Annotated in this window: 13 protein-coding genes; 6 read left to right on the top strand and 7 right to left on the bottom strand. The window is 70.2% G+C overall.

Going from position 1 to position 20459, the window contains the following annotated elements:
• Window positions 1–37: 37 nt before the first annotated feature.
• On the top strand, window positions 38–979 hold the full coding sequence (locus AB0G15_RS17675; RefSeq protein WP_362840544.1) for an asparaginase: 942 nt from the start codon (window positions 38–40) through the stop codon (window positions 977–979).
• A gap of 27 nt (window positions 980–1006) precedes the next feature.
• Here the strand turns inward: AB0G15_RS17675 and AB0G15_RS17670 are convergent, their stop codons facing one another.
• Window positions 1007–2767, bottom strand: a complete 1761-nt coding sequence (locus AB0G15_RS17670) for a DUF2207 domain-containing protein (RefSeq protein WP_362840541.1) — start codon at window positions 2765–2767, stop codon at window positions 1007–1009.
• 185 nt (window positions 2768–2952) lie between these two features.
• Here AB0G15_RS17670 and AB0G15_RS17665 point away from each other — a divergent pair, with 185 nt between their 5' ends.
• The 4 genes from AB0G15_RS17665 (at window position 2953) to AB0G15_RS17650 (ending at window position 6144) form a co-directional block, all read left to right on the top strand.
• Window positions 2953–3981, top strand: coding sequence for a neutral zinc metallopeptidase (locus tag AB0G15_RS17665; protein WP_362840538.1), 1029 nt, complete (start codon window positions 2953–2955; stop codon window positions 3979–3981).
• A 468-nt stretch (window positions 3982–4449) separates the two neighbouring features.
• Window positions 4450–5022 carry an SGNH/GDSL hydrolase family protein gene (locus tag AB0G15_RS17660; protein WP_362840535.1) on the top strand — a complete coding sequence of 191 codons (573 nt, stop codon included), beginning with the start codon at window positions 4450–4452 and terminating at the stop codon, window positions 5020–5022.
• A 271-nt stretch (window positions 5023–5293) separates the two neighbouring features.
• Window positions 5294–5602 carry a hypothetical protein gene (locus AB0G15_RS17655; RefSeq protein WP_362840532.1) on the top strand — a complete coding sequence of 103 codons (309 nt, stop codon included), beginning with the start codon at window positions 5294–5296 and terminating at the stop codon, window positions 5600–5602.
• Window positions 5603–5913: 311 nt separating this feature from the next.
• Entirely contained in the window at window positions 5914–6144 is a 231-nt protein-coding gene (locus tag AB0G15_RS17650) for a hypothetical protein (protein ID WP_362840529.1), read from the top strand.
• Window positions 6145–6333: 189 nt separating this feature from the next.
• Here AB0G15_RS17650 and AB0G15_RS17645 read toward each other — a convergent pair whose 3' ends face one another.
• The 3 genes from AB0G15_RS17645 to AB0G15_RS17635 all read right to left on the bottom strand — a co-directional run bounded on the left by AB0G15_RS17645 (window position 6334) and on the right by AB0G15_RS17635 (window position 14008).
• Window positions 6334–7899 (bottom strand): cellulase family glycosylhydrolase, encoded by a 1566-nt coding sequence (locus AB0G15_RS17645; RefSeq protein WP_362840526.1) that lies wholly within the window; start codon window positions 7897–7899, stop codon window positions 6334–6336.
• A gap of 209 nt (window positions 7900–8108) precedes the next feature.
• Window positions 8109–10910: a glycoside hydrolase family 9 protein gene (locus tag AB0G15_RS17640; RefSeq protein ID WP_362840523.1), complete on the bottom strand. Its 2802-nt coding sequence runs from the start codon at window positions 10908–10910 to the stop codon at window positions 8109–8111.
• Between the two features lie 161 nt (window positions 10911–11071).
• Entirely contained in the window at window positions 11072–14008 is a 2937-nt protein-coding gene (locus tag AB0G15_RS17635) for a glycoside hydrolase family 48 protein (RefSeq protein WP_362840521.1), read from the bottom strand.
• A gap of 502 nt (window positions 14009–14510) precedes the next feature.
• On the opposite strand from AB0G15_RS17635, the gene AB0G15_RS17630 reads away from it, so the two are divergent.
• Window positions 14511–15410 carry a manganese catalase family protein gene (locus tag AB0G15_RS17630; protein WP_362840518.1) on the top strand — a complete coding sequence of 300 codons (900 nt, stop codon included), beginning with the start codon at window positions 14511–14513 and terminating at the stop codon, window positions 15408–15410.
• 81 nt (window positions 15411–15491) lie between these two features.
• On the opposite strand, the gene AB0G15_RS17625 is transcribed toward AB0G15_RS17630, so the two are convergent.
• From AB0G15_RS17625 to AB0G15_RS17615, 3 genes are all read right to left on the bottom strand, one after another.
• A complete protein-coding gene (locus tag AB0G15_RS17625) occupies window positions 15492–16754 on the bottom strand; it encodes an ice-binding family protein (RefSeq protein ID WP_362840515.1) in 1263 nt (420 codons plus the stop codon).
• A gap of 367 nt (window positions 16755–17121) precedes the next feature.
• Entirely contained in the window at window positions 17122–18342 is a 1221-nt protein-coding gene (locus AB0G15_RS17620; RefSeq protein WP_362840512.1) for an ice-binding family protein, read from the bottom strand.
• Between the two features lie 351 nt (window positions 18343–18693).
• Entirely contained in the window at window positions 18694–20268 is a 1575-nt protein-coding gene (locus AB0G15_RS17615) for a cellulase family glycosylhydrolase (protein ID WP_362840509.1), read from the bottom strand.
• Between the last annotated feature and the right edge of the window lie 191 nt (window positions 20269–20459).

Here is a 20459-nt window from a genome sequence, read left to right as displayed (position 1 = left end):
CCGGGCATCTCTAGACTTCGGGCGAAAGGAGACAAAGGTGTCTGCTGAGTCATTGTTGGTCGAAGTCGTCCGCTCGGGGTTCGTGGAGTCCACTCATCGGGCGCGGATGCTCGCGGTGGCCGCCGACGGGTCGCTGGTGCGGGTCCACGGGGAGGTGGACGCGCTGGTCTCACCGCGCTCGTCCATGAAGCCCCTGCAGGCGCTCGCCATGGTCCGCGCCGGCCTCCCCCTGGAGGGGGAGCTGCTCGCGCTGGCGTGCGCGAGTCACGCGGGGGAGCCGTTCCACGTGGACGGGGTACGGAGGATCCTGGCCGGGGCCGGGCTGGACGAGAGCGCGCTCGGCTGCCCGGAGGACCTGCCGGAGGACGTCGCCTCCCGCGACGAGGTGCTGCGCTCCGGAGGGAGCCGGGCCAGGGTCTACATGAACTGCTCGGGCAAGCACGCGGCGATGCTCGCCACCTGCGCGGTCAACGGCTGGCCGCTGGAGACCTACCTCGATCCGGCGCATCCGCTGCAGCGGGCCGTGCGCGCCACGGTCGAGGAGCTGACCGGCGAGCGCGTCGCCGCCAGTGGGGTGGACGGTTGCGGCGCCCCGCTGTTCTTCGTCTCGATGCTGGGCGTGACGCGGGGGTTCCGCGCCCTCGTCCGGGCCGACCCGGACACCCCGGAGCGCCGCGTCGCCGACGCCTTCCGCGCCCACCCCGAGTGGACGTCGGGAACCGCCCGCCCCGAGGCCCGGCTGATGCGGGCGGTCCCCGGGTTGCTGGTCAAGGCCGGAGCCGAGGCGTTCGACGCCTTCGTCTTCACCGACGGCCGCTCGGGAACCGTCAAGATCGAGGACGGCGGCCAGCGCGCCCGGGTCCCGGTCACCGTCGCGGCCCTGACCGCTCTCGGTTTCGAGGCCCCCGGGCTCGACGAACTCGCCGCCGGGGTCCTGCTCGGCGGGGGGCGTCCGGTGGGCGAGATCCGCGTTCGGTAGCCGCCGCGGATTCGCGTACGGCGGTCCTCACAGGGAGCGGAACTGGCGGGTGGTGGAGATCGCCCCCGAGGTGGTCATGGTGAAGGTCCGCATCGAGTCGGCGAACCTGGACAGGTCCCACTCGGCCGGGCCGTGATACCAGTACAGGTGGTCGGCCTGCTGGCCGTTGCCGGTGACCGAGGAGACCACGCGGGCCCAGCGGTCGACGCTGTCGAAGATCACGGCGTAGGGCAGGTAGCGGGAGAACAACTCCACCCGCTGGGCCACCGGGACGTCCCCGCCGATGTCGGCGCCGGCCAGATACTCCCTGAAGCCCAGGGTGTGGGCGAGGGCACCCGCGCCCTTCGCGGTCTTGGCGGGCATGTACTGGCCGCCCACGGCCAGGGCGGCACCGGCGATGATCAGAGCCAGGCCGAGCACCCCGTACGTGGTGAACCAGGCCAGCGCGACGGTGGCGAGGACGCCGAGCCCGGTGAGGACCACGCCGATGGTCGTCCAGCGGGTGCGGACGGTGTCGGGGCGGCGGGCGAACCAGCCCTGCGTGACCACGTCGCGGTAGAGCGCCTCGCGGACCTTGCCCAGCTTGGTCCCGAACGATCCCTTGAGCTCCGACAGCAGCACCGCGTCGTGGCCGTCGAAGATGGCGTCGTAGAGCTCCCGCTCGTAGGGCATCAGCGAGGCGACCTGGGCGGCGGGCATCCGTACCAGCCTCCAGTCGGGGGTCTCGTACGTCTGCCGGGGCTGCTCGTCGATCCTGAGGTAGCCTCGGACGGCCAGGTCGACGATCGTGGCGGTCACGTCGATCACGTCGGCCTGCTCGTCCATGAGGGTGCCGATCTGGCCGGGGCGGACGCCGTCCGGCGGGGCGAAGTGACCGTTCTCGACGCCGCTGAGCGAGCCCGACTCGTGGCCGACCACGCGGGCGTCGCGGCCCCGGGTCCAGTAGAGGAGGCCGAGGCCGCCGAGCAGCAGGAGCAGCAGACCGGCCAGCGCGCCGCCGGTGACGGCGTTCAGGGTGAAGGCGTTGGACAGCTCGAAGCGGCGCTCCAGGATCGGCGCGCCCTTGGTCGCACCGGTGGGGTAGCCGACGACCACGGTGAGGACCTCGCCGGCGCCGAGGTCCTGCTGCCCGAACTCGGCGGTGACGCCCGTGTGGTCCATGGAGGCCTCGGTACAGGCGATCGCCGAGCTCAGGGGGCCGGCGAAGCACGACAGGTTCTGCATCGTGGCCGGCCCGCTCACGCTGACCTTGGCCTGCTCGACGGGGACGGACCAGGCGCCCACCGCGTACCACCGCAGCTCCTGGGCGTCGGCCAGTGGCGTGACGGCGCCCTGGACGTCGTACTCCAGGGTTGCGCTTCCGGTGCCCTTCAGGGTGATGGTCTCACCGGTCAGCGTGGCGTCGCCCTTGAGACCGGTGACCCGGTAGAGCCGGTCGCTGCCGTCGTCGTAGCGGGTCCGGTCGACGAGGTCGCGTGACGGCGCGTCACCCTCGAAGGCGACCTCCTCCTTGACGTGGAGTACGCCGTCCTGCCGGAGCTGCAGTTGGACCGTCGTGCTCGTCACCTTGCCGGCCTGCGCGTGCCGCGCGGCCTGCGCGAGCCGGGAGGACTCCGCGCCCGGGCCGCTCGCCGGTGCCGAGGACGCGAGGGCCGAGGACGCGAGGGCAGGGGACGCGCTGAGGGTCAGCGCGAGGATGGCCGTCGCGGCCAGGCTCCCGGCTGCTCGGCGGAAGAAAGCCGTCCTGCGCGGGAAAGCCGTCCTGCGCGAGGAAGCCGTCCTGCGCAAGGCAGTCGCTCGGCGCGAGGAAGCCGCTCGGTGCGAGAAAGATGCCGCCATGTGTCGGGAGCTTAGCGAGATCCACCGGTCCGTGATGACCCACCGCGTATTCATTTTTTCTCGCCCATAAACCCATATGTGTATATATCCGCTAGATTGCCGCCCGGAGATCCACTCTTTGGAGAGGCGGTCGCATGCGCCCACGGGGGTCGAACCCGCTGGCCTTCGGCGTACTCGGTGTTCTCGCGCTGGCGTTCGCCACGGTCGTGGTGATCGCCGGTCTGGCCGGTGAGGAGAAGGCGGAGGTTCCCGCCGGTCCCGGGACCGCACCGGTGGCGACGGGAAACGCACCCCCTCGGCAGACGGGGGACACCGAGATCACCACGCCGGACTTCACCCCGCCGGAGAAGCTGGACCTCGGCTCGCTGGGCGGCGCCGAGATCGCGCCGGTCGCAGCGGCGCGGAACATGGCCGTCGACCTCCGCTACATGCGGCGCTCGGACACCACGGCCCGGCTCAAGCGCAACCCGCTGTACGGCACGGGCCTGATGCGCCCGACCACCTGCCGCGCCCCGCGGCCCTCGACCCAGCCCCGCGACATGCTGTCCTACCTCAACGCCGTCACCGGCTGCCTGGAACGGGCGTGGTCGGCGAAGTTCTCCCAGGCCGGCGCGGTCTTCCTTCCGGCGCGCAAGGTCTACTGGTCCCGTCCGGGCCGGGGCCCCTGCGGGACCTACCCCGACGACTCCGCCTCCGCCTACTACTGCCCGTCCAACCGGGGCATGTACATCGGCCTGAGCCATGTGATCGAGCAGAGCGGTGACCGCGACCCCGCCAGGAACCACGTGCCCTACATGGCCGTGCTCGCCCACGAGTACGCGCACCACGTGCAGAACATGGCCGGTATCGGCGGAGCCTGGTGGTGGGAGGTCTCCAACAAGTCCCGCGCCGCCCAGGACTCCCACTCCCGCCGTCACGAGCTCCAGGCGCAGTGCCTCTCCGGGGCTTTCATCCGCACCGTACGGGAGCCGATGGGCGTCACCGCCGCCCGCTGGCAGGAGGTCCTGCAGACGGAGTTCGGGCGCGGCGACGACCAGAGCGGCAACCCCCGGCGCGACCACGGCAGCGGCGAGCACTACGCCGCCTGGCTCCACCAGGGATGGAAGTACGCCAGGATCGCCTACTGCAACACCTGGGCCGTCGGCCCCTCCGAGGTGAGCTGACCCACCCTCGTCCCCGCGCCCCGCCCTCGTCCCCGCCCCGCCCCGCCCCGCGCCCCGCCCTCGTCCCCGCCCCGCGCCTCGCCTCGGCCCGGTGGGACGGAGCCCGGACCGTCACGGCCCGGCGGTGCCGCCCCGACGCCGCCGGGCCGTGACGGTCCGGGCGATGCCGTCGCGGCCGATGAGCCGCCCTGATCCGGGGCGGCCGGGCCGGAACCGTGGGTCCGATCGTTTTCATGAGGCCGAGTCGCCGCGACCGGCGGCGGACATCTGCAATCATGTCGGGAGTCCGACGTTTCCCGAGGTGGCATGCGCGCGCCCGTACGTAGACGACCGTGGACACCCGCGGTCGCGTTTCTTGTGGCGATTTCCTGCCTTATTTCGGGATGCAGCCTTGGTGGTGGCGCGACCACGCCGCCGGCCGCCGGCACGGGCCTTCCACCCACCTCATCGCTCCCGGCCCCGCTCGTCATGATCGTCGGAGACAGTTTCACGGTCGGATCGGGTCCCGTACGGGCATGGGACGGCTACGCGGCCAGGGTCGCGCGGGAGCTGGGCTGGCAGCTGATCACCGCGGGCGCCGCGGGAACGGGCTTCGTCAATCCCGGCCGGGTGGGCCGGACCTTTCAGGACTCCTTCGTCAAGGAGCTCTCCTGGCGCCCCGAGCCCAACATGCTGATCATCTCCGGCGGGCGCAACGACCGCCGGATCGGAGCCGCGAGGATCGAGAACGCGGCCGTCCACCTGCTGGAGCTGGTCAGGCGGCGATGGCCGCACACCAGGATCGTGCTGGTCGGCCCGATCTGGATGACCAAGGCTCCCCGGTGGGCCTACGACGTGCGGGAGGCCGTCCTGCTCGCCGCCGACCGGCAGGAGGTGCCCTTCCTCGACCCGTTCGAACCCCTCGGCCCGCACGGCCGGGGCTGGGGCCGCGGAGCGGTCCTGCCCGACGGCGTCCACCCGACCCTCACCGGCCACGTACGCCTCTCGCGCTGGATGGTCTCAACGTTGCAGAAGCACGGCATCGAGGCGCGCCCTTCCTGAGGGCGCGGGCCCGTTCGTCTGCGTGATCTTCGCGGACCACACTCCTCGATAGCACATAAGGGACATTTCGCCATAAAGCTACCCTTAAGTGTTCTGCGATCCTCATAAGCCGACAATCGTAGTGCAAAAGGATCGAATTATCGTTTATGGGGACAGACGGCAGGAAAGTATGACAAGCGGGGATGGGTCATATCTATCCATCGCTAATGATTTCCGACTGATCCAGAAATGTCGGCAATCGGGGTAATTGAACCTTTCGAGGGGAAAAGCAATGCCCAAGTTCAAGAGTGTTATCGCAGGGCTCGCGTTCAGTGTGGCGCTGACCGGCGGGGTTGTCGGAGTGGGCGCGGCGACCACCGTCGCGAGCGCCGCCGCGACGACCACCGCCGTCACCGCCGCGGCCTTCCCGACCTGGGGCGGGGGCGGCTGCCGCCGCGGCTGCGGCGGCGGCTGGGGCGGCTGGGGACGGCACGGCGGGGGCGGCCGCCACCGCGTCAAGGTACGGATCAACAACCACAACAACAACCACAACTATCTGTCGAACAGAAACAGCAGCGGCGGCTTCGGGTTCGACGACTGACCGGATCTCCCTGTCGCCGGAGCACGCTCGCGACCTGATCCGGGCGCGGCGCGGGGAACCCCGTGGCCGGTGTGAACCGGCCACGGGGCCGCGGCGAGACCACCGGTGACGGCGGCCTCGCCGTCGGCGTGCGCCCTGGGAGCGACCGGCGTGCGCCCGGGGAGCGACCGGCGTGCGCCCGGGGAGCGACCGGTGTGCGCCCGGGGAGCGACGGGGGAGCGGCCGGAGGGACGGCTCGGCCGAGCACCCTGGCGGTCACGTCCCGGGGCCGGCAGTGGCGCGCCCTCGAACGCCCGCGACTCTCCCCCGCGATGGTCGAGGCGCATGTGGACAAGGCCCAGGAGCTCGCGACGAGTCACGATGCCGGGCTCGAGGTGGCCACGGACGTGATGATGCTGACCCTCGCGCTGGCGCAGGCCTGGAACGCGACTCCGGTGCCCGTCCGCACGCCGAAGGGGCCGGAGAGCGCCGCGCCGCTGAAGCGCCACCGGGCGTCGGTGGTTCGGGCCGCGACCGTGATCGCCCGTGAACTGCTCGGTTGAACTTCCCCGGCCCCTGCCGGGACGGGCATCCGCGGGCGCGGTGTCCGTACGGTCGTTCAGGGCGGACCGGCAGAGCGGCCGGCCGCGTGAGGGGAGGTCACGCGGCCGGCCGCCCGTCCGCCACGACGGTGTTCCGAACCCCGGGGTTCTGGGGGTTCGAACGTCGGGCGAGCCCGGGGAGCAGCTGGGTCACGTCCAGGAGACGGTGGGAGCGGGCGGGGCGCCGGTGCCCGACCAGGTGCCGATGAAGCCGAAGGTGGTGGATCCTCCGGCGGGGACGGATCCGTTCCAGGCGGCGTTGGCGAAGGTGAAGACCGGAGGGGTCGCGGAGAGGATGGAGCTCCACGCCTGGCTGATGTTCACGCCCGAGGGATAGGTGAGGACCGTTCTCCAGTTGGTGACGGCCGCGGTGCAGCTGACGGTGACCTCGCCCTGGAAGCCGCCCTGCCAGTGGTTGGTCGTGCGGTACGTCGAGGTGCAGCCGTCCGGCGGGGTCGAGGTGGTCGTGAAGGTCGTCGCCGCCGAGGCGGCCGAGGTGTTCCCCGCGGCGTCGCGGGCGACGACGGTGACGGTGTAGGCGGTCTGCGCGGTGAGGCCGGTCAGGGCGATCGAGTTGGTCGCGGACGAACCGAGCTTGGCGGTCCCCCGGAAGACGTCGTAGCCGGTGACCGCGCGGTCGTCGGTGGAGGCGGTCCAGGACAGCCGGGCGCCGGTCGAGGTGATGTCCGAGGCGGCGGGGGTGCCGGGGCGGGTCGGCGCCTCGGTGTCGGGGGTGCCGGTGCCGCCGTAGATCGTGGCCTCGACGGAGGTCTGCGCGATGCCGTTCGCCCCGTTGAACAGGCGCTGCCCCCAGGTGGTGAGGTTCGCGACGTTGAAGTTGGTCACCTGGTCGAGATACTCGACGCCGCCGCCGTTGCCGCTCCACGACCAGCCGAGGTAGCCGACCCCCCTGGCCTGCGCCTGGGCCATGATCGTGTCCTCGTCGGGGTTGCCGTCGGAGTGGTTGAAACCGAACTCGCCAATCACCAGCGGCAGCCCCGCCGTCTGGAACGCCTGCAGGTAGGAGGTGATCTCGGCGGCCGTGTCGAACACCCCGTACATGTGGACGGAGAAGACCGTGTTGCGCTGCGGGTCGGCGGCGGCGACCGTGGCCGCGTTGTCGCGCATGGTGAAGTTCCAGTCCTGGCCCCAGTTGGGCGCGTCCACCATGATCAGATGCTGGAACCCGTTGCTCCGCAGCCGGGTGATCGCGGCCGAGGTGGCCTGAGTCCAGCCGGGGGTGGTCGCGTTGTTGCCGAAGGGCTCGTTGCCGATGTTGAGGACGACGTAGTCCTCCTGGCCGACGATCGCGCTCTTGACGCCGATCCAGTAGTCCACGGCCTGGTCGAGGGTGTACGCGCCGCTCTGCTCGCCGTACCCGGTGGTGTCATGATTTTCCAGGACACAGATGAGCTTGTTCTGCTTGCAGAGCGAGACGACGTTCGCCACGTCGGCCGCGCCGTTGGCGGTCCACCGGCCGCCGCTGAGCACCACCCTGACGGTGTTCGCGCCCAGCGACTTGATGTCCGCGAACGAGCCGGTCTGGGTCGCGTACCAGGTGTGCGCGTGGCTGGTGCCCCGCATGACGAACGCGTTGCCGTTCGCCTCGAGGATCCGCGTACCGCTCACGTGGAGGCCGGTGGCGGCGTGGGCGGGCGGCATGGAGAGGAGGAACGGGAAAAGGAGCGCCGCGAGCAGCGCAAGTCTGACGCGCATGACCTACCTCGGTGGGGGAGTGCCCGGCCGGGCGGAGGGGTCGTCGCGCCCGGCCGGGGCGAGGAGGCGTCCGGGGATCCAGAGGATCCGGGGGAGGAGCGGACGCCTGGACAACGTGGAACGAGGTGCCGGTTCGCGGTGCGGACCGGCGGGGTGAGGGGGTCGGAGCGCCCCGCCGGCCCGCGGCGCGGGCCGGCGGGACCGGGAGGTCAGCCGGTGGTGCAGGCCACCGGGGTGGGGACGCCGTTGGTGCCGTTCTGGGTCCCGGTGAAGCCGAAGGACGTCGAGGCGTTCGGGGCGAGTGTGCCGTTCCAGTTCAGGTTCTTGACCGACACGTCCGCTCCCGTCTGGGTGTGCGCGCCGCTCCAGAGCTGGCTGATCGTCTGGCCGTTGGGGAACCTCCAGGTCACCGTCCAGCCGGTGATCGTCGAGGTGCCCTCGTTCTTGACGGTGACCTCGCTCTGGAAGGCGCCCTGCCAGTCTCTGACGACCGTGTACGTGGCCGTGCAGCCGCCCGCCGGGGCCGTCGTCGTGGTGAACGCGGTGCTCTCGGAGGCGGTGGAGGAGTTGCCGGCCGCGTCCCTGGCCACCACGGAGACGGTGTACGCCGTCGAGGGGGTCAGCCCGGTGAGGGTGTGGGAGGTGCCGGTGGCGGTGGCGACCTTCGTCGTTCCCCGGTAGACGTCGTAGCCGCTGACGCCCACGTTGTCGGTCGAGGCCGTCCAGGTCAGGGTGGCGCCGGTGGCGGTGATCGCCGAGACGGCGGGCTTGCCCGGCCGCGACGGGGCCTCGGTGTCGTCCTCCGGGGGCGCCGTCGTGGTGAACGCGGTGCTCTCGGAGGCGGTGGAGGAGTTGCCGGCCGCGTCCCTGGCCACCACGGAGACGGTGTACGCCGTCGAGGGGGTCAGCCCGGTGAGGGTGTGGGAGGTGCCGGTGGCGGTGGCGACCTTCGTCGTCCCCTGGTAGACGTCGTAGCCGCTGACGCCCACGTTGTCGGTCGAGGCCGTCCAGGTCAGGGTGGCGCCGGTGGCGGTGATCGCCGAGACGGCGGGCTTGCCCGGCCGCGACGGCGCCGCGGTGTCCACCGGCTCGTCGCCGGGCGGGTTGCCCCACACCTTCGTCGTGCCCGCGTAGACCGTCATGTTCTGCGCCCGCACCGGGGTCGCGCCCGGCGTGGTGGCGATGCCGGTGTACGACCAGTCGTTGGACGGGTCCCACGTCCCGGTGCTGGCGATGCGGAACTGCACCTCGCGCCGGTGCTGCGACTGCCCCGCCGGGGCGATCGAGGTGTTCGAGCAGTCGACGGTGACGTAGTAGGTCTTCCCGGACAGCAGGGTCGGCCCGGTCGGGGCCTTGCACTGGTTGTAGGCGGACGACACGGAGACCTGGCTCGCGGTCGTGGTGCCGTCGAGGGTGAAGTAGTAGCGGAACGAGCCGTTGGTCAGCGGGCGGGCCGGCCAGGCCGACTGGTTCCGCACGATGGCCTTGATCTCGGTGAACGCCGAGCCGGAGGCGTTCACCCCGGCCTCCACGAAGATCTCGGGGCCGTCGGGGGTCTCCGCCACGGGGAAGTTCGCGGCGGGGGCACCGCCGTACTCGCGGTAGAGGCGGGCCAGGGCGCTGGTGAAGCCCGCGTTGTAGTCGGTGGCGACCTCGTTCATCACGTAGTCTTCGCGCTTGTCGGTGTACTTGTCGTCCGGGTCGGGCGGGCCGCCGACGAGGGCGCCGTACAGGGTGTGGCGGGTCTCGACCGGGTTGGTCATCTGGTCGGTCCACGAGCCGTGCGCGGTGCGGTGGTGCGGGTTCTTCGGCGGGTTCGTGCCGAACCCGATCATGTACGAGGAGTTGCGCGGGTTGTCGCCGAGCGCGTAGTTGATCTGCCTGACCGCGAAGTCGTGGTATCTCGCCTTACGCGTCGCGTCGGTGATCGTGTCCGAGTGGACCAGCGCCGCGAACGAGGTGTTGGCCGCGTAGCGCAGCGACCCCCACCGGTCGAGAACGGCCTGGCCGCCGGGCGAGTACCTGATCCGCTGCCCGTTGACCCCGACCGTCCAGAAGTCCAGCCATCGGTTGGCGTCGTCGAGATACTTCTGCTTGCCGGTCAGCTTGTTCAGCAGCACGTAGGCACCGTAGGACTTGTCGTCCCAGGCGATCGTCCACTTGTAGGACTTCGTGGTGGACTGCGGCTCGGTGCCGAGGTTGTCGTAGTACGACTCCGCCTTGGCGAGGTAGGAGGCGTCCTGGGTGGCCCGGTGCAGCCAGATCGCGCCCCAGACGAGCTCGTCGTTGTAGCCGCTCCACGACTGGTAGTACCCGGACGCGTCGGTGATGCAGTCGCTGTACTTCTTCCGCACGGTGTCGGCGAAGGTGTAGAGCTGCTTGGCGTGCGTCACCAGCGTGTCAGCATAAGTCGGATTTGTCGGGCGGAAGACGATCGACGAGGCCGCCATCGCCGCCGCCGTCTCCCCGGCCAGGTCCGACCCCCCGCACGAAGCGTCGATCTTGTACGCGGGCCGCTCCATCTGCATCGCCTCGGCCGGCCCCCACCAGGCGTGGTCCTTGCCGCCGTTGCCGACCTGCCCGTACAGCACGTTCGCCGACGGGTGGGCCTTGATGAAGTAGTCGTTGACGAACTTGAGGTTGTTCAGCAGGTGGGTGAGCTGCCCGGAGGAGGCGTACGCGTCGCGGTACTCCACCGCGCCCCAGGCCAGCATCGTCGCGCTCGCCGCCATCGGCAGGCCGAACTTGACGTGGTCGCCCGCGTCGTACCAGCCGCCGGTCAGGTCGAGCCCGACGTCCTGGCCGTCGCCGAGCCCGGAGGGGCCGCGCCAGCTGACACGGTTCCAGCTCGGCAGCGTCCCCGACTGCTGGGCCTCGTAGAACCAGATGGACTTCTGCAGCGCCTCGCCGTACGCGAAGGCGGGCGCCGCGGCCTGGGCGCCGGTGGCGGGCACCGTCACCGGCACGGCCGCCAGCGCCAGCAGCGCGAGCGCCGCCAGACTTCTCTTCATGGGGGGTGTGCCTCTCGGAGGTGGTGCTCGGGGCGTGGCAGCAGGTCAGGGGTGCCACCACGCCCCGAGGTCTCAGGGGGTGGAGCCCGGGTCAGGTTCGGCCCGGGCTCGGGTCGGGCCCGGGTCCGGCCCGGGGGAGAGCCGGACCCGGGGGCGGGGGGTCAGGGGAAGAGGCGGCCGTACTCGGCGAGGGCGACGGCCACGTCCACCTGCGCCCAGAACCGGTGGTAGTTGAAGGACGGCGCGGGGCCGGTGCCCTTCAGGTAGGCGTCCACCTTCGGCCAGTCCGGGTCGTTCTTGTAGAAGGACCGGATCGACATGAAGGTCGAGCTGGAGTTGATCGTGTCGCCGTTGGGCATCTTGCCGGTCCAGCCCGGGGGCACGTAGACCGGGTCGTTGAGGCGGCTGTAGTCGGCCTTGGTCTCGGTGACCGACACGCCCTTGGCGTCCTGGTTGTTCTTCCACAGACCGTCGAGCAGGCCCTTGGCGACGGCCTTGGCGGTGGCGTTGCCGGACTTGGCCGCGTAGTACATCAGCACCTTGGCGTACGAGCCGGCCACGCCCACGTCGGTCGTGTAGTCCCTGATGCTCACGTGCAGCCCGGAGTTGGTGCCGGGGTTGCTCGGGTTCCAGGTGTCGGGCTGACCGGTCCACACCAGCGTCGAGGGGATCTGGTAGGTCCCGTCGGCGTTGATCGTGGTGTTGTCGGTGGCCCACTTGACCCACTTGTCCAGCACGATCTTGGCGTCGGCGTTGCCGGTCGCGTAGTACAGCTCCGCGACCCGCTCCATCGACCACGCCTGGAAGCCGAACCACTGGTTGGACGGCGGGTCGTGGTAGACCGGCTGCCAGTCGTAGGCCATCCCGTAGAAGGTGGGCAGCGTCGACGGCGGGGCCGCGTAGTGGCCCTGCCAGCTGTTGGTGGCGCCACCGGCGATCGCGCCCTCGGACGACTGCAGCCAGCGGTAGAACTCCATCTGCCGCTTGGTGCTGGTGGTCCAGTCCTGGACGGCGGTCGCGCCCTTGGGCTTGAGCGCGTCCACGCTGGACAGCACCCACGCGGCCATCGGGTTCTGGTAGCCGGAGTGGTTGTGGCTGGAGCCGATCCGCCAGGCCCAGCCGGCGGAGGTGTCGTAGGCGCCGCCCCAGGCGTAGTACCAGCTCAGCAGGTAGGCCGAGCTGTCCTTGCCGGTTCCGGCCGGGCACGAGGTGCTGGTGCAGCCCTGCTTCTTGAAGTACTTGTCGTACATCGCGTAGCGCAGGTAGTCGCCCATCTTCGCGGCCTTGGAGATCGTGGACGAGACCTGGGCCTCCTTGCCCTGCTCCTTGGCCCAGGTGTGCGCCCAGTAGGCGACCTGGACGGCGCGGGCGTCGGCGTCGGGGGCGTTGGTGTACTTCCACTGCTTGGCGTAGGAGCTGTCACCGGTGAACAGGTCCAGGAACCCGTTCGGGCCGCCGTGCTTGAAGGTGTCGCAGGACGGCTGCGGGATGGTCTCGAAGACCGACTCCTCCGGGCCGCGCTGGTAGGTGTTGATGTACGCGGGCTTGGTGGTCCCGTCGCCGCAGCGGCCGAAGCCGTAGGTGTTGTCCACGTCCAGCAGCCAGTGCATGCCGTAGACGTCGCTGGTGCCGTAGGCGGTCTTCAGCTCGTTCGCGATCGGGTCGACGCCGACGCTCACGCCGCCGTCCAGCTTGGACGGGTACTGCTTGATGTCGTCCCACTCACCGGCGTACGTGGCGGGCTTGGACGGGTTGTAGTTGGCGTTGGTCGGCTGGTCGGCGGTGGCCGGGATGATGTACTTCTCCATCGAGGCCCAGGCCTCGTTGAACTTGGTCCAGTCGCCGGTCACCTTGCCGTACGCCGCCTCCAGCCACAGGTAGTAGCTGTAGGCCTCGGAGGTGGTCTCGTGCCCGTGGTCCGGCGCCTCGACCAGGAAGGTCTCGACGGAGTGGTAGGGCACGCCCTGCGGCGAGAAGTAGCCGTTCGCCGGGTCCTTGATCTTGTTGTACATCGCGGTGAAGCGCTCGATGTACTCGTTGTCGCCGCCGGTCGAGTCGTTGTCGACCTCGGTGGCGGTCGCCTTGGCCGCGGTGTGGCCGGTGGCGGTCGAGGTGAACTCGGCACTGCCGGAGGCCTCGTCGGCGTCCTCCGCCGCCTCGACCCGTACCGTCTGGGCCGTGTTCCAGTTGGCGGTGGTGAAGGTCAGCGACGCGCCGGAGGCGACGGTCAGGTCGGTGTCGCCGCTCGTCCTCGCGGTCGCCACGGTGACGCTCGCGGACGGGGCCTTGGAGAGCTTGACCGAGAGGTTGGCCGAACCGCCCTCGGGGACGGCGACCGTGGCCGGGGTGACGACCACGGCGGGGGGCAGGTCAGCGGTGGAGGTGATCCCCACGGGGGCGGAGGTGGTGGCCTCACCCTTGTCGTCGGTGGCCCTCGCCGTGATGGAGTAGCTCCCGGCGGCGACGCCCGTCCAGTTGTAGGCGTACGGCGCGGTGGTGTCGGTGCCCAGCAGCGTGGTGCCGTTGAAGAATTCGACCTTGGCGACGGTGCCGTCACTGTCGGCCGCGGTGGCGGTGATCGGCACCGTCGCGGGCGCGGCGAAGGTGGCCCCGGCCGCCGGACTGGTGATGCTCACCGTGGGCGGCAGGTTGACGGGGGTGCCGCCGCAGGTGGTGCCGTTGATCGTGAAGGCGGTCGGCTTGGGGTTGGAGCCGGACCAGGTGCCGTTGAAGCCGATGCTGGTCGAGGCGCCGGTGGCCAGGTTGCCGTTCCAGGCGAGGTTCCGGGCGGTGACGGCCTGGCCGCTCTGCGCCCAGGTGGCGCTCCAGCCCTGGGAGACCCGCTGGGTGGTCGTCGGGAAGTTGAACCCGAGGGTCCAGCCGGTGAGCGGGTCGCCCAGGTTCTTGATGGACACGTTGGCGGTGAAGCCGCCCTGCCAGTCGGTGGTGTTGTACGTCACGTCGCAGGAGACGGCGGCGAGGGCTGGGGAGGCTGCCAGGGCGGTGGTCGTCCCGGCCGCCAGGCTGATCAGCGCCAGCGCGGCGACCCGTCTCCGGAAGCGTGGGAGCGCTCCCGCTTTGCTGGGGAACAAATGCATGAAATGGGCCTCCGTGAGTGGGGATCGATGCGAAGTCGCTGGTGGTGGCGCCGCATCGGATCAAGCAAGGGAGAGAGGGGGTGGGAGCGCTCCCATAAGGGATTCTGGAGACGGTGAACGGGATGTCAATGGCATGCGCCCCCGGTTACGCCGATGTTTCGTGGCCCATGCCGTCAGGCTGCTGCGATCCGGAGGGCCTTTTTCGCGGACCGTGAAAGTTTCATGACTTTCGATCTTGCTGCCCGAGTGCTTGCTTGTGGACACGCGTTCGGGCCCTCACGGCCCCGCGGCCCGTACCCGGCGCGGCCGATAACGATCTGACGGAAATTTTGGATCGCGACTGATGTGCACGGGTGTGTCGCTCCTGTGGGTCCATCGGTGCGTCTGGTGGGATCTGTAAGTGACCCCCGTCTGTGTCCACCAGCGGGGTCGCGCCCTTTCGCCGGCAGGCGGCGTGCGGTCCCGGACGGCTCCACCCGGGGCCCGAGCCGAGGAGCGGTTGATGTTCCTGCACACCAAGCATTTGCAGTTCGAGGCCAAGCCGGAGAAGCCCGACCCGGTCTATGCCCACAAGCTCCAGGAATTGCTCGGCGGCGCCTACGGCGAGATGACCGTGACCATGCAGTACCTGATGCAGGGCTGGAACTGCCGGATGCCCGGCAAGTACAAGGATCTGATCATGGACATCGCGACCGAGGAGATCGGTCACGTCGAGATGATCGCCACCATGATCGCCCGCCTCCTGGAGGGCGCGCCCGCCACCGCGACCACGAAGATGGCCGCCGCCGACCCCGTGGTCGGTGCCGTGATGGGCGGCATGGACCTCCAGCAGGTCATCGTCTCCGGCGGCGGCCCGCTGCTGGCCGACAGCAACGGCTATCCGTGGAACGGCCGCTACATCGTGGCGAGCGGCAACCTGCTTGCCGACTTCCGCGCCAACGTCGCCGCCGAGGCGCAGGGCCGCCTGCAGACCGCGCGGCTCTACCACATGACCGACGACCCGGGCGTGCGCGACATGCTCAAGTTCAACCTGGCCCGCGACACCCTGCACCAGAACATGTGGCTGAAGGCCATCGAGGAGCTCCAGACCGACGGCCTGGAGGACGTCGTCGTCCCGGACGACCTGTTCGACGAGGAGTACGCCGAGCACGCCTCGGCGATCTGGGACCTGTCGGAGGGAACCGAGGGAACGCAGGGGGGCTGGGCGTCCGGCCCGCAACCGGACGGCCGCCACGAGTTCTCCTACCTCCTCGACCCCCGGCCGCTCGGCGGCCTCGCCACCGCGCCACCGCCCGACCCCAAGCTGTACGCCACCTACGACGGCAGCATGGGCGATCCGGCGGGCCCGGCCCTCGGCACCGAGGCCGGCCCCCTGGGCAAGCTCAAGGACAAGCTCACCTGACCCGCACGCGACGCCCGCCGGCGGCCCGCCCCACCGGCCGTCGGCCGGTGGGGCGGATTCACAGTTCTCCGTCCCGTCCTGTCAGCGTGCGTGGCGATGCTGCCGGAATCGTGGGTGGTGGTGACGCTTGCGTTCGCGGTTCTTCGGCCCGAACAGGGTGTAGCTGCGCGGACGCTTCACGGCGCCCCGGCCCTTCGCGCCGTCGCCGGCGGTGGCGGCGGGAGCGGGAGCCGCCGGACTCGCCGGTGGCGCCGGGCAGATGCCCTCGGGGCCGACGGGCACGGTCAGCACCGATGAGGCGCTGGGCTCCAGCCGGTTCGTGCCCGTGAAGGCCGCCATGAACTCATGGGTGCGCGGCGGGATCTTGTTCACGATCAGTTTCGCGTGGCCCGCGGCGTCCGACGGGGACTGGTCCTGGCGCACCCCGTTGGCGAAGAAGTCGACCGGCCCGGCCGCGGGGGCCGCCCCCGAGGTCGTGACGGTCGCGATGAGGGTGAGGTGACCCGGCGCCCCCGGGTCGCAGAACGCGGCCAGCTTGGTGGCGGTCCTCCGCTGCGGCACGGTCGCGCAGGCGGATCGTGTGACGGTGGCGCCGTCCAGATTGACGGTGCCCAGGCGGGCCAGAAGGCGGCCGTTCACGGTCGTGCCACCGGCCGCGGTGATCGAGGTCAGCGCGAGGACGCTCCCGGCGAAGCGGGAGCCGGACCCCAGCGAGGCCGAACCGCCGACCTGCCAGATGACGTTGCACGCCTGTGCGCCGTTGACGAGCCGTACGGTGCTGGCGGGCGCGGTGACCAGGGCGGGAGCCCTGAAGACGAAGACGGCGTTCGGATCCCCCCGCCCGTCGAGGGTCAGTTCCCCGCCGATCTGGAAGGCGCCCGAGATGGAGTTGTAGACGCCCGGCGCCACCGTGGTCCCGCCGAGCTGCGCCGGGAGGGAGGCGGTGCCGGGTCGCCTCGCCGCGTTGACGTAGGCGACGGCCAGGTCTTCCTGGGCCTGTTCGGCGACGGAGTCGTCCAGGTAGACGGCGCCGACCACGACGCCCGGCGGGAATCCGGCGGTCGTCGAGCCCGGGCTCACCCCGACCTCGCCGGTGACGACGGTGGCTCCGGTGCCGGCGACCGTCGTGCCCGCCAGGACCGCGAATTCCGCGGCCGCGCCGAGCGCCACCGGTACCGGTACCGGCGCGCTCGCCGTGCCCGCGGCGCCTGTCGTGCGCGCCGCGCTCGCCGTACGCGGTGTCGCGGCGACGCAGCCCAGCGCGACCGCGACCGTCACGGCCCCTGCCAGCCAGGAACGGACGGTATTTCGCGAAACGATATGGGAGTGACCAATGACTGTCACGGTTTCATCCTTTTCTTTTGGTATTTCTCCGTCCAGGCGCATTGCCGATGATGCGCCGTTTTTCCGAGACTACTGATCGGCGGCGTCGTGGTCGTCGTACGACATGCGGGTTGTTTTGTCGCGTTACTTATTCGTGGACAAATGAAAATGCAGTCATGTTGTTGTTTGTAGCGATATTCAGTGGGATGTCGTCCCGCCGGCCACGGTCCGGCGGCATTCGCGGGTCCGTTTCCACGAAGAGAGGGCGTGCCGCTCTGCGGCACGCCCTCGATGGTCTCGAAGCGCGGGAAGGCCGGACACGGACGGGCCCGGGGACGGCACGCGAACCGGCGCGCGGATGTGCCGGGTGAGTTCCCGGCACGGGGCCCTAGCGCCGGTGGCGGCAGCACCTGGCCCACGAGTGGTGGCGGTGATGCTTGCGCTTGCGGTCCCTTATCTTGATCGCGTTGCCGCTGCTCTGGTTGTTCCTGATGCTCTGACGGTCCTTGTCCTTCCGGTTCACCGCCGCCGCCGGTGGTGCCGGTGGCGGTGCCGGGCAGAGGCCGCGCGGGCCGATGACCAGGGGCAGCGGTGTCGAGGCACTGGCATCCAGATCCGCGTTGCGGAAGAAGGCGGCCACGAGGTAGGTCCCCGGTCCGAGGTCGGTCACGGCCAGGGTGGCGCGGCCGTTCGCGTCGATCTGGGCCGTGCCCAGGCGCACCCCGTTGGAGAAGAACTCGGCCGGTCCCGTGGGCGGTGTCGGCCCGGAGGCCGTGACGGTCGCGGTGAGGATGAGCCTGCCCGCCACCCTCTGCGAGCACACCGCGCTCAGCGTGGTGGCGGTTGTCCTGTCTTCCCTCGGCGGCGGACCCTCGCACTCGGCCAGCGTGACGAAGTTGGTGTCCATGGTGACGGCGCCGTTGCGGGCCAGCAGGCGGCCGTCGACGTTCACGCCGGTGGTCGCGGTGATCGAGGTGAGCGCGAGGATGTTCCCGGCGAAACTGGAGCCGGTGCCCAGCGTGGCCGAGCTTCCGACCTGCCAGAAGACGTTGCACGCCTGGGCGCCGTTGATGAGGTTCACCGTGCTGGCGGACGCGGTGACCAGGGTGGAGGCGGTCTTGAAGATGAAGACGGCGTTCGGGTCACCCTGCCCGTCGAGCGTCAGCTCCCCGGTGATCTCGAAGGTGCCCGAGGCGGAGTCGTAGGCGCCCGGTGTCACGGTGGTCCCGCCGAGTTCCGTCGGGAGGGAAGTGGCGAGCTGCCCCGCCGCGTCGTCATAGGCGGCGGTCAGGTCGACCTGGGCCTGCGCCGAGCCGGTGTCGGCGGAGTGGATGGTGCCGACCACGACGCCGGGCGGGAAGCCGGTGACCGCCGTTCCCGGGCTCACCCCGAGATTCCCGGTGACCACGGTGGGGCCGGTGCTGGTGACCGTCGTCCCCGCCAGGACCGCGTAGTCCGCGGCCGTCAGAAGGTCCGGTGCCGTCGCCGCGCTCGCCACCCGCGGTGTCGCGGCGACGCAGCCCAGCGCGACCGCGACGGTCAGGACCCCGGCCAGCCAGGAACGGGCGGTATTTCGCGAAACGATACGCGAGTGACCAACTCTTGTCACAGTGCTGTCCTTTTCTTTTGGTATTTCTCCGTCCAGGCGCATTGCCGATGATGCGCCATTTTTTCTGACCCTACTGATCGGCGGTGTCGTATCTGTTATACGACATGCGGGATGCTTTATTGCGTAGTTATCGAGGCATATAAGAGAGATATGGCTATGTTTCTTTTTGTGAGGGTGACCGGGATATTCCGGCGGGGACGGATCCGGCGGCGGAGACGGCGTCCGCACGGCGAAAAGCCGCGTCCGCACGACGAGGGGCCGCGTCCTTGTTTCCGGCCACGGTTCACACCACGAGAGGGCGTGCCGCTCGGCGGCACGCCCTCGACGGTTCCGTGAACGAAGAGTCGAAAATCAGGTGCAGGTGATTCCGGATGCGCCCGGGGTGGAGGGCCCGTTGGCGGTGAAGCCGACGACGACGGACTGACCCGCCGCGAGGTTGGCGGCGTGGCTCGGGGCCTTCGCGGTGAAGGTGGTCCCGCTCTGCGTGACGGTGGCGTTCCAGCCGCTGCCGAGCGTCACCCCGGATGGCAGGGTCCAGCTCACCGACCAGTTGTTCCAGGCCGAGGTGCCGGTGTTCTTCACGGTCAGCGCGGCCTGGAAGCCTCCCTGCCAGGAGTTCGTGAGCGCGTACGACGTCTCGCAGGCCGTGGTCCCCGGGGTCGGCGTCGGTGTCGGGGTGGGTGTCACGCCGCCCCCGCCGACCGGCGGGATCAGGTACGGCTGGAGGATGTCCTGCTTGTCCTGGTTGATGGAGGTCCAGTCGTCCTTGGCGATGCCCCCGGTGTCACCCGAGTTGGGATTCCACGACCAGTAGGTGAACGACATCCCATTCACCCCGGTGCCCAGATATTTCATCAGCTCCTGGAGCCAGACCTTGTCCACGGCGGCCTGCATGGTGGTCCCGAACTCGCCGAGCATGATGGGGGCGATGTTCTGCTTGTAGAGGTAGCCCCAGTACTTGTCCCAGATCGCGGGCATGTTCGCCGGATAGTTCGGCGCGTCGAACCACGTCTGGCGGTAGACCGAGGTGGCGTAGTCGTGCGGCGAGTAGACCAGCCGGTTGGCCACGTTCAGCCGCACCGGGAACTCCCCGGCCTTCGACAGGTTGCCGCCCCACCAGCCGCAGTCCTCGTCGTTGCTCGGGTCGTTGTCCCAGACGTTCGACAGGCCCCCGCTCGGGCAGCTCACGCCCTCGACGAAGATCAGCCAGTTGGGGTTGACCGACAGCACCGCGTTGCCCGCCCGCTCGGCGGCCAGCCGCCAGTCGCGCGCGGTGTCCCCGCAGCCCCAGCACGCCCCGGTGGCGGCCGGATTGGTGCCCTCGGCGTGCGGCTCGTTGTGCAGGTCGGCGCCGATGACGGTGGTGTTGCCCGCGTACCGCTGGGCGAGCGCCTTCCAGTCGTTGATCCAGGTGCTCTCCGGCGTCGCGGCGACGTACCACAGCGGCGACTGCCCGGCCGCGGTCGGCCGGTGCCGGTCGAGGATGATCCGCATGCCCTTGCTTCCGGCGTACGCGATGACCTTGTCGAGGATCTGCAGCGGGCTGTTGCCGACCAGGTCCGGGTTGACGAAGTCGTTCACGCCGCTGGCCACCGCGCCGGGCTTGAGGGCGTCGTTGGAGAACGGCACGCGGAGGGTGTTGTAACCGAGCGAGGCCATCTTGTCGATCTGGCCTCTCCACGGGTTGTTCGACCACAACCCGTGGAAGGTCTTGTTGTCGGTCTCCATGCCGAACCAGTTGATGCCGGTCAACCGGACGGTCGCGCCCGTGCTGTCAACGATCTTGTTACCGGAGGTGCGCAGGTAGCCGGTGCCGGTTCCGCCCGCGGCACCGGCCGGGGAGGAACCGAGCGCGACCGCCAGCGCCGAGGTGACCACGAGCGCCGCGAGCGCCGCCGGCCACCTGCGAACACGCAGGACTTTCATCAAGAGCCCTTCGAGGACGGGAGCTGTACGCGGGGGGAGGGCCCCGCGATCGAGAGGTGCGGCCGGTCGCGCTCGCCATGGTTCGGCGCCCACCTCGTTCCCGTCAACCGCCGCCGGCGCCGGCGGCACCCTTCCACGGCGGCCGCGACCCCTCCCATCTCGCCCTGTACGACGATCGCCGCGGCGGGCAG

This window comes from Streptosporangium sp. NPDC023825, from assembly GCF_040639575.1.
GTDB lineage: Bacteria > Actinomycetota > Actinomycetes > Streptosporangiales > Streptosporangiaceae > Streptosporangium.
This window is presented reverse-complemented; position numbering and strand designations above follow the sequence as displayed.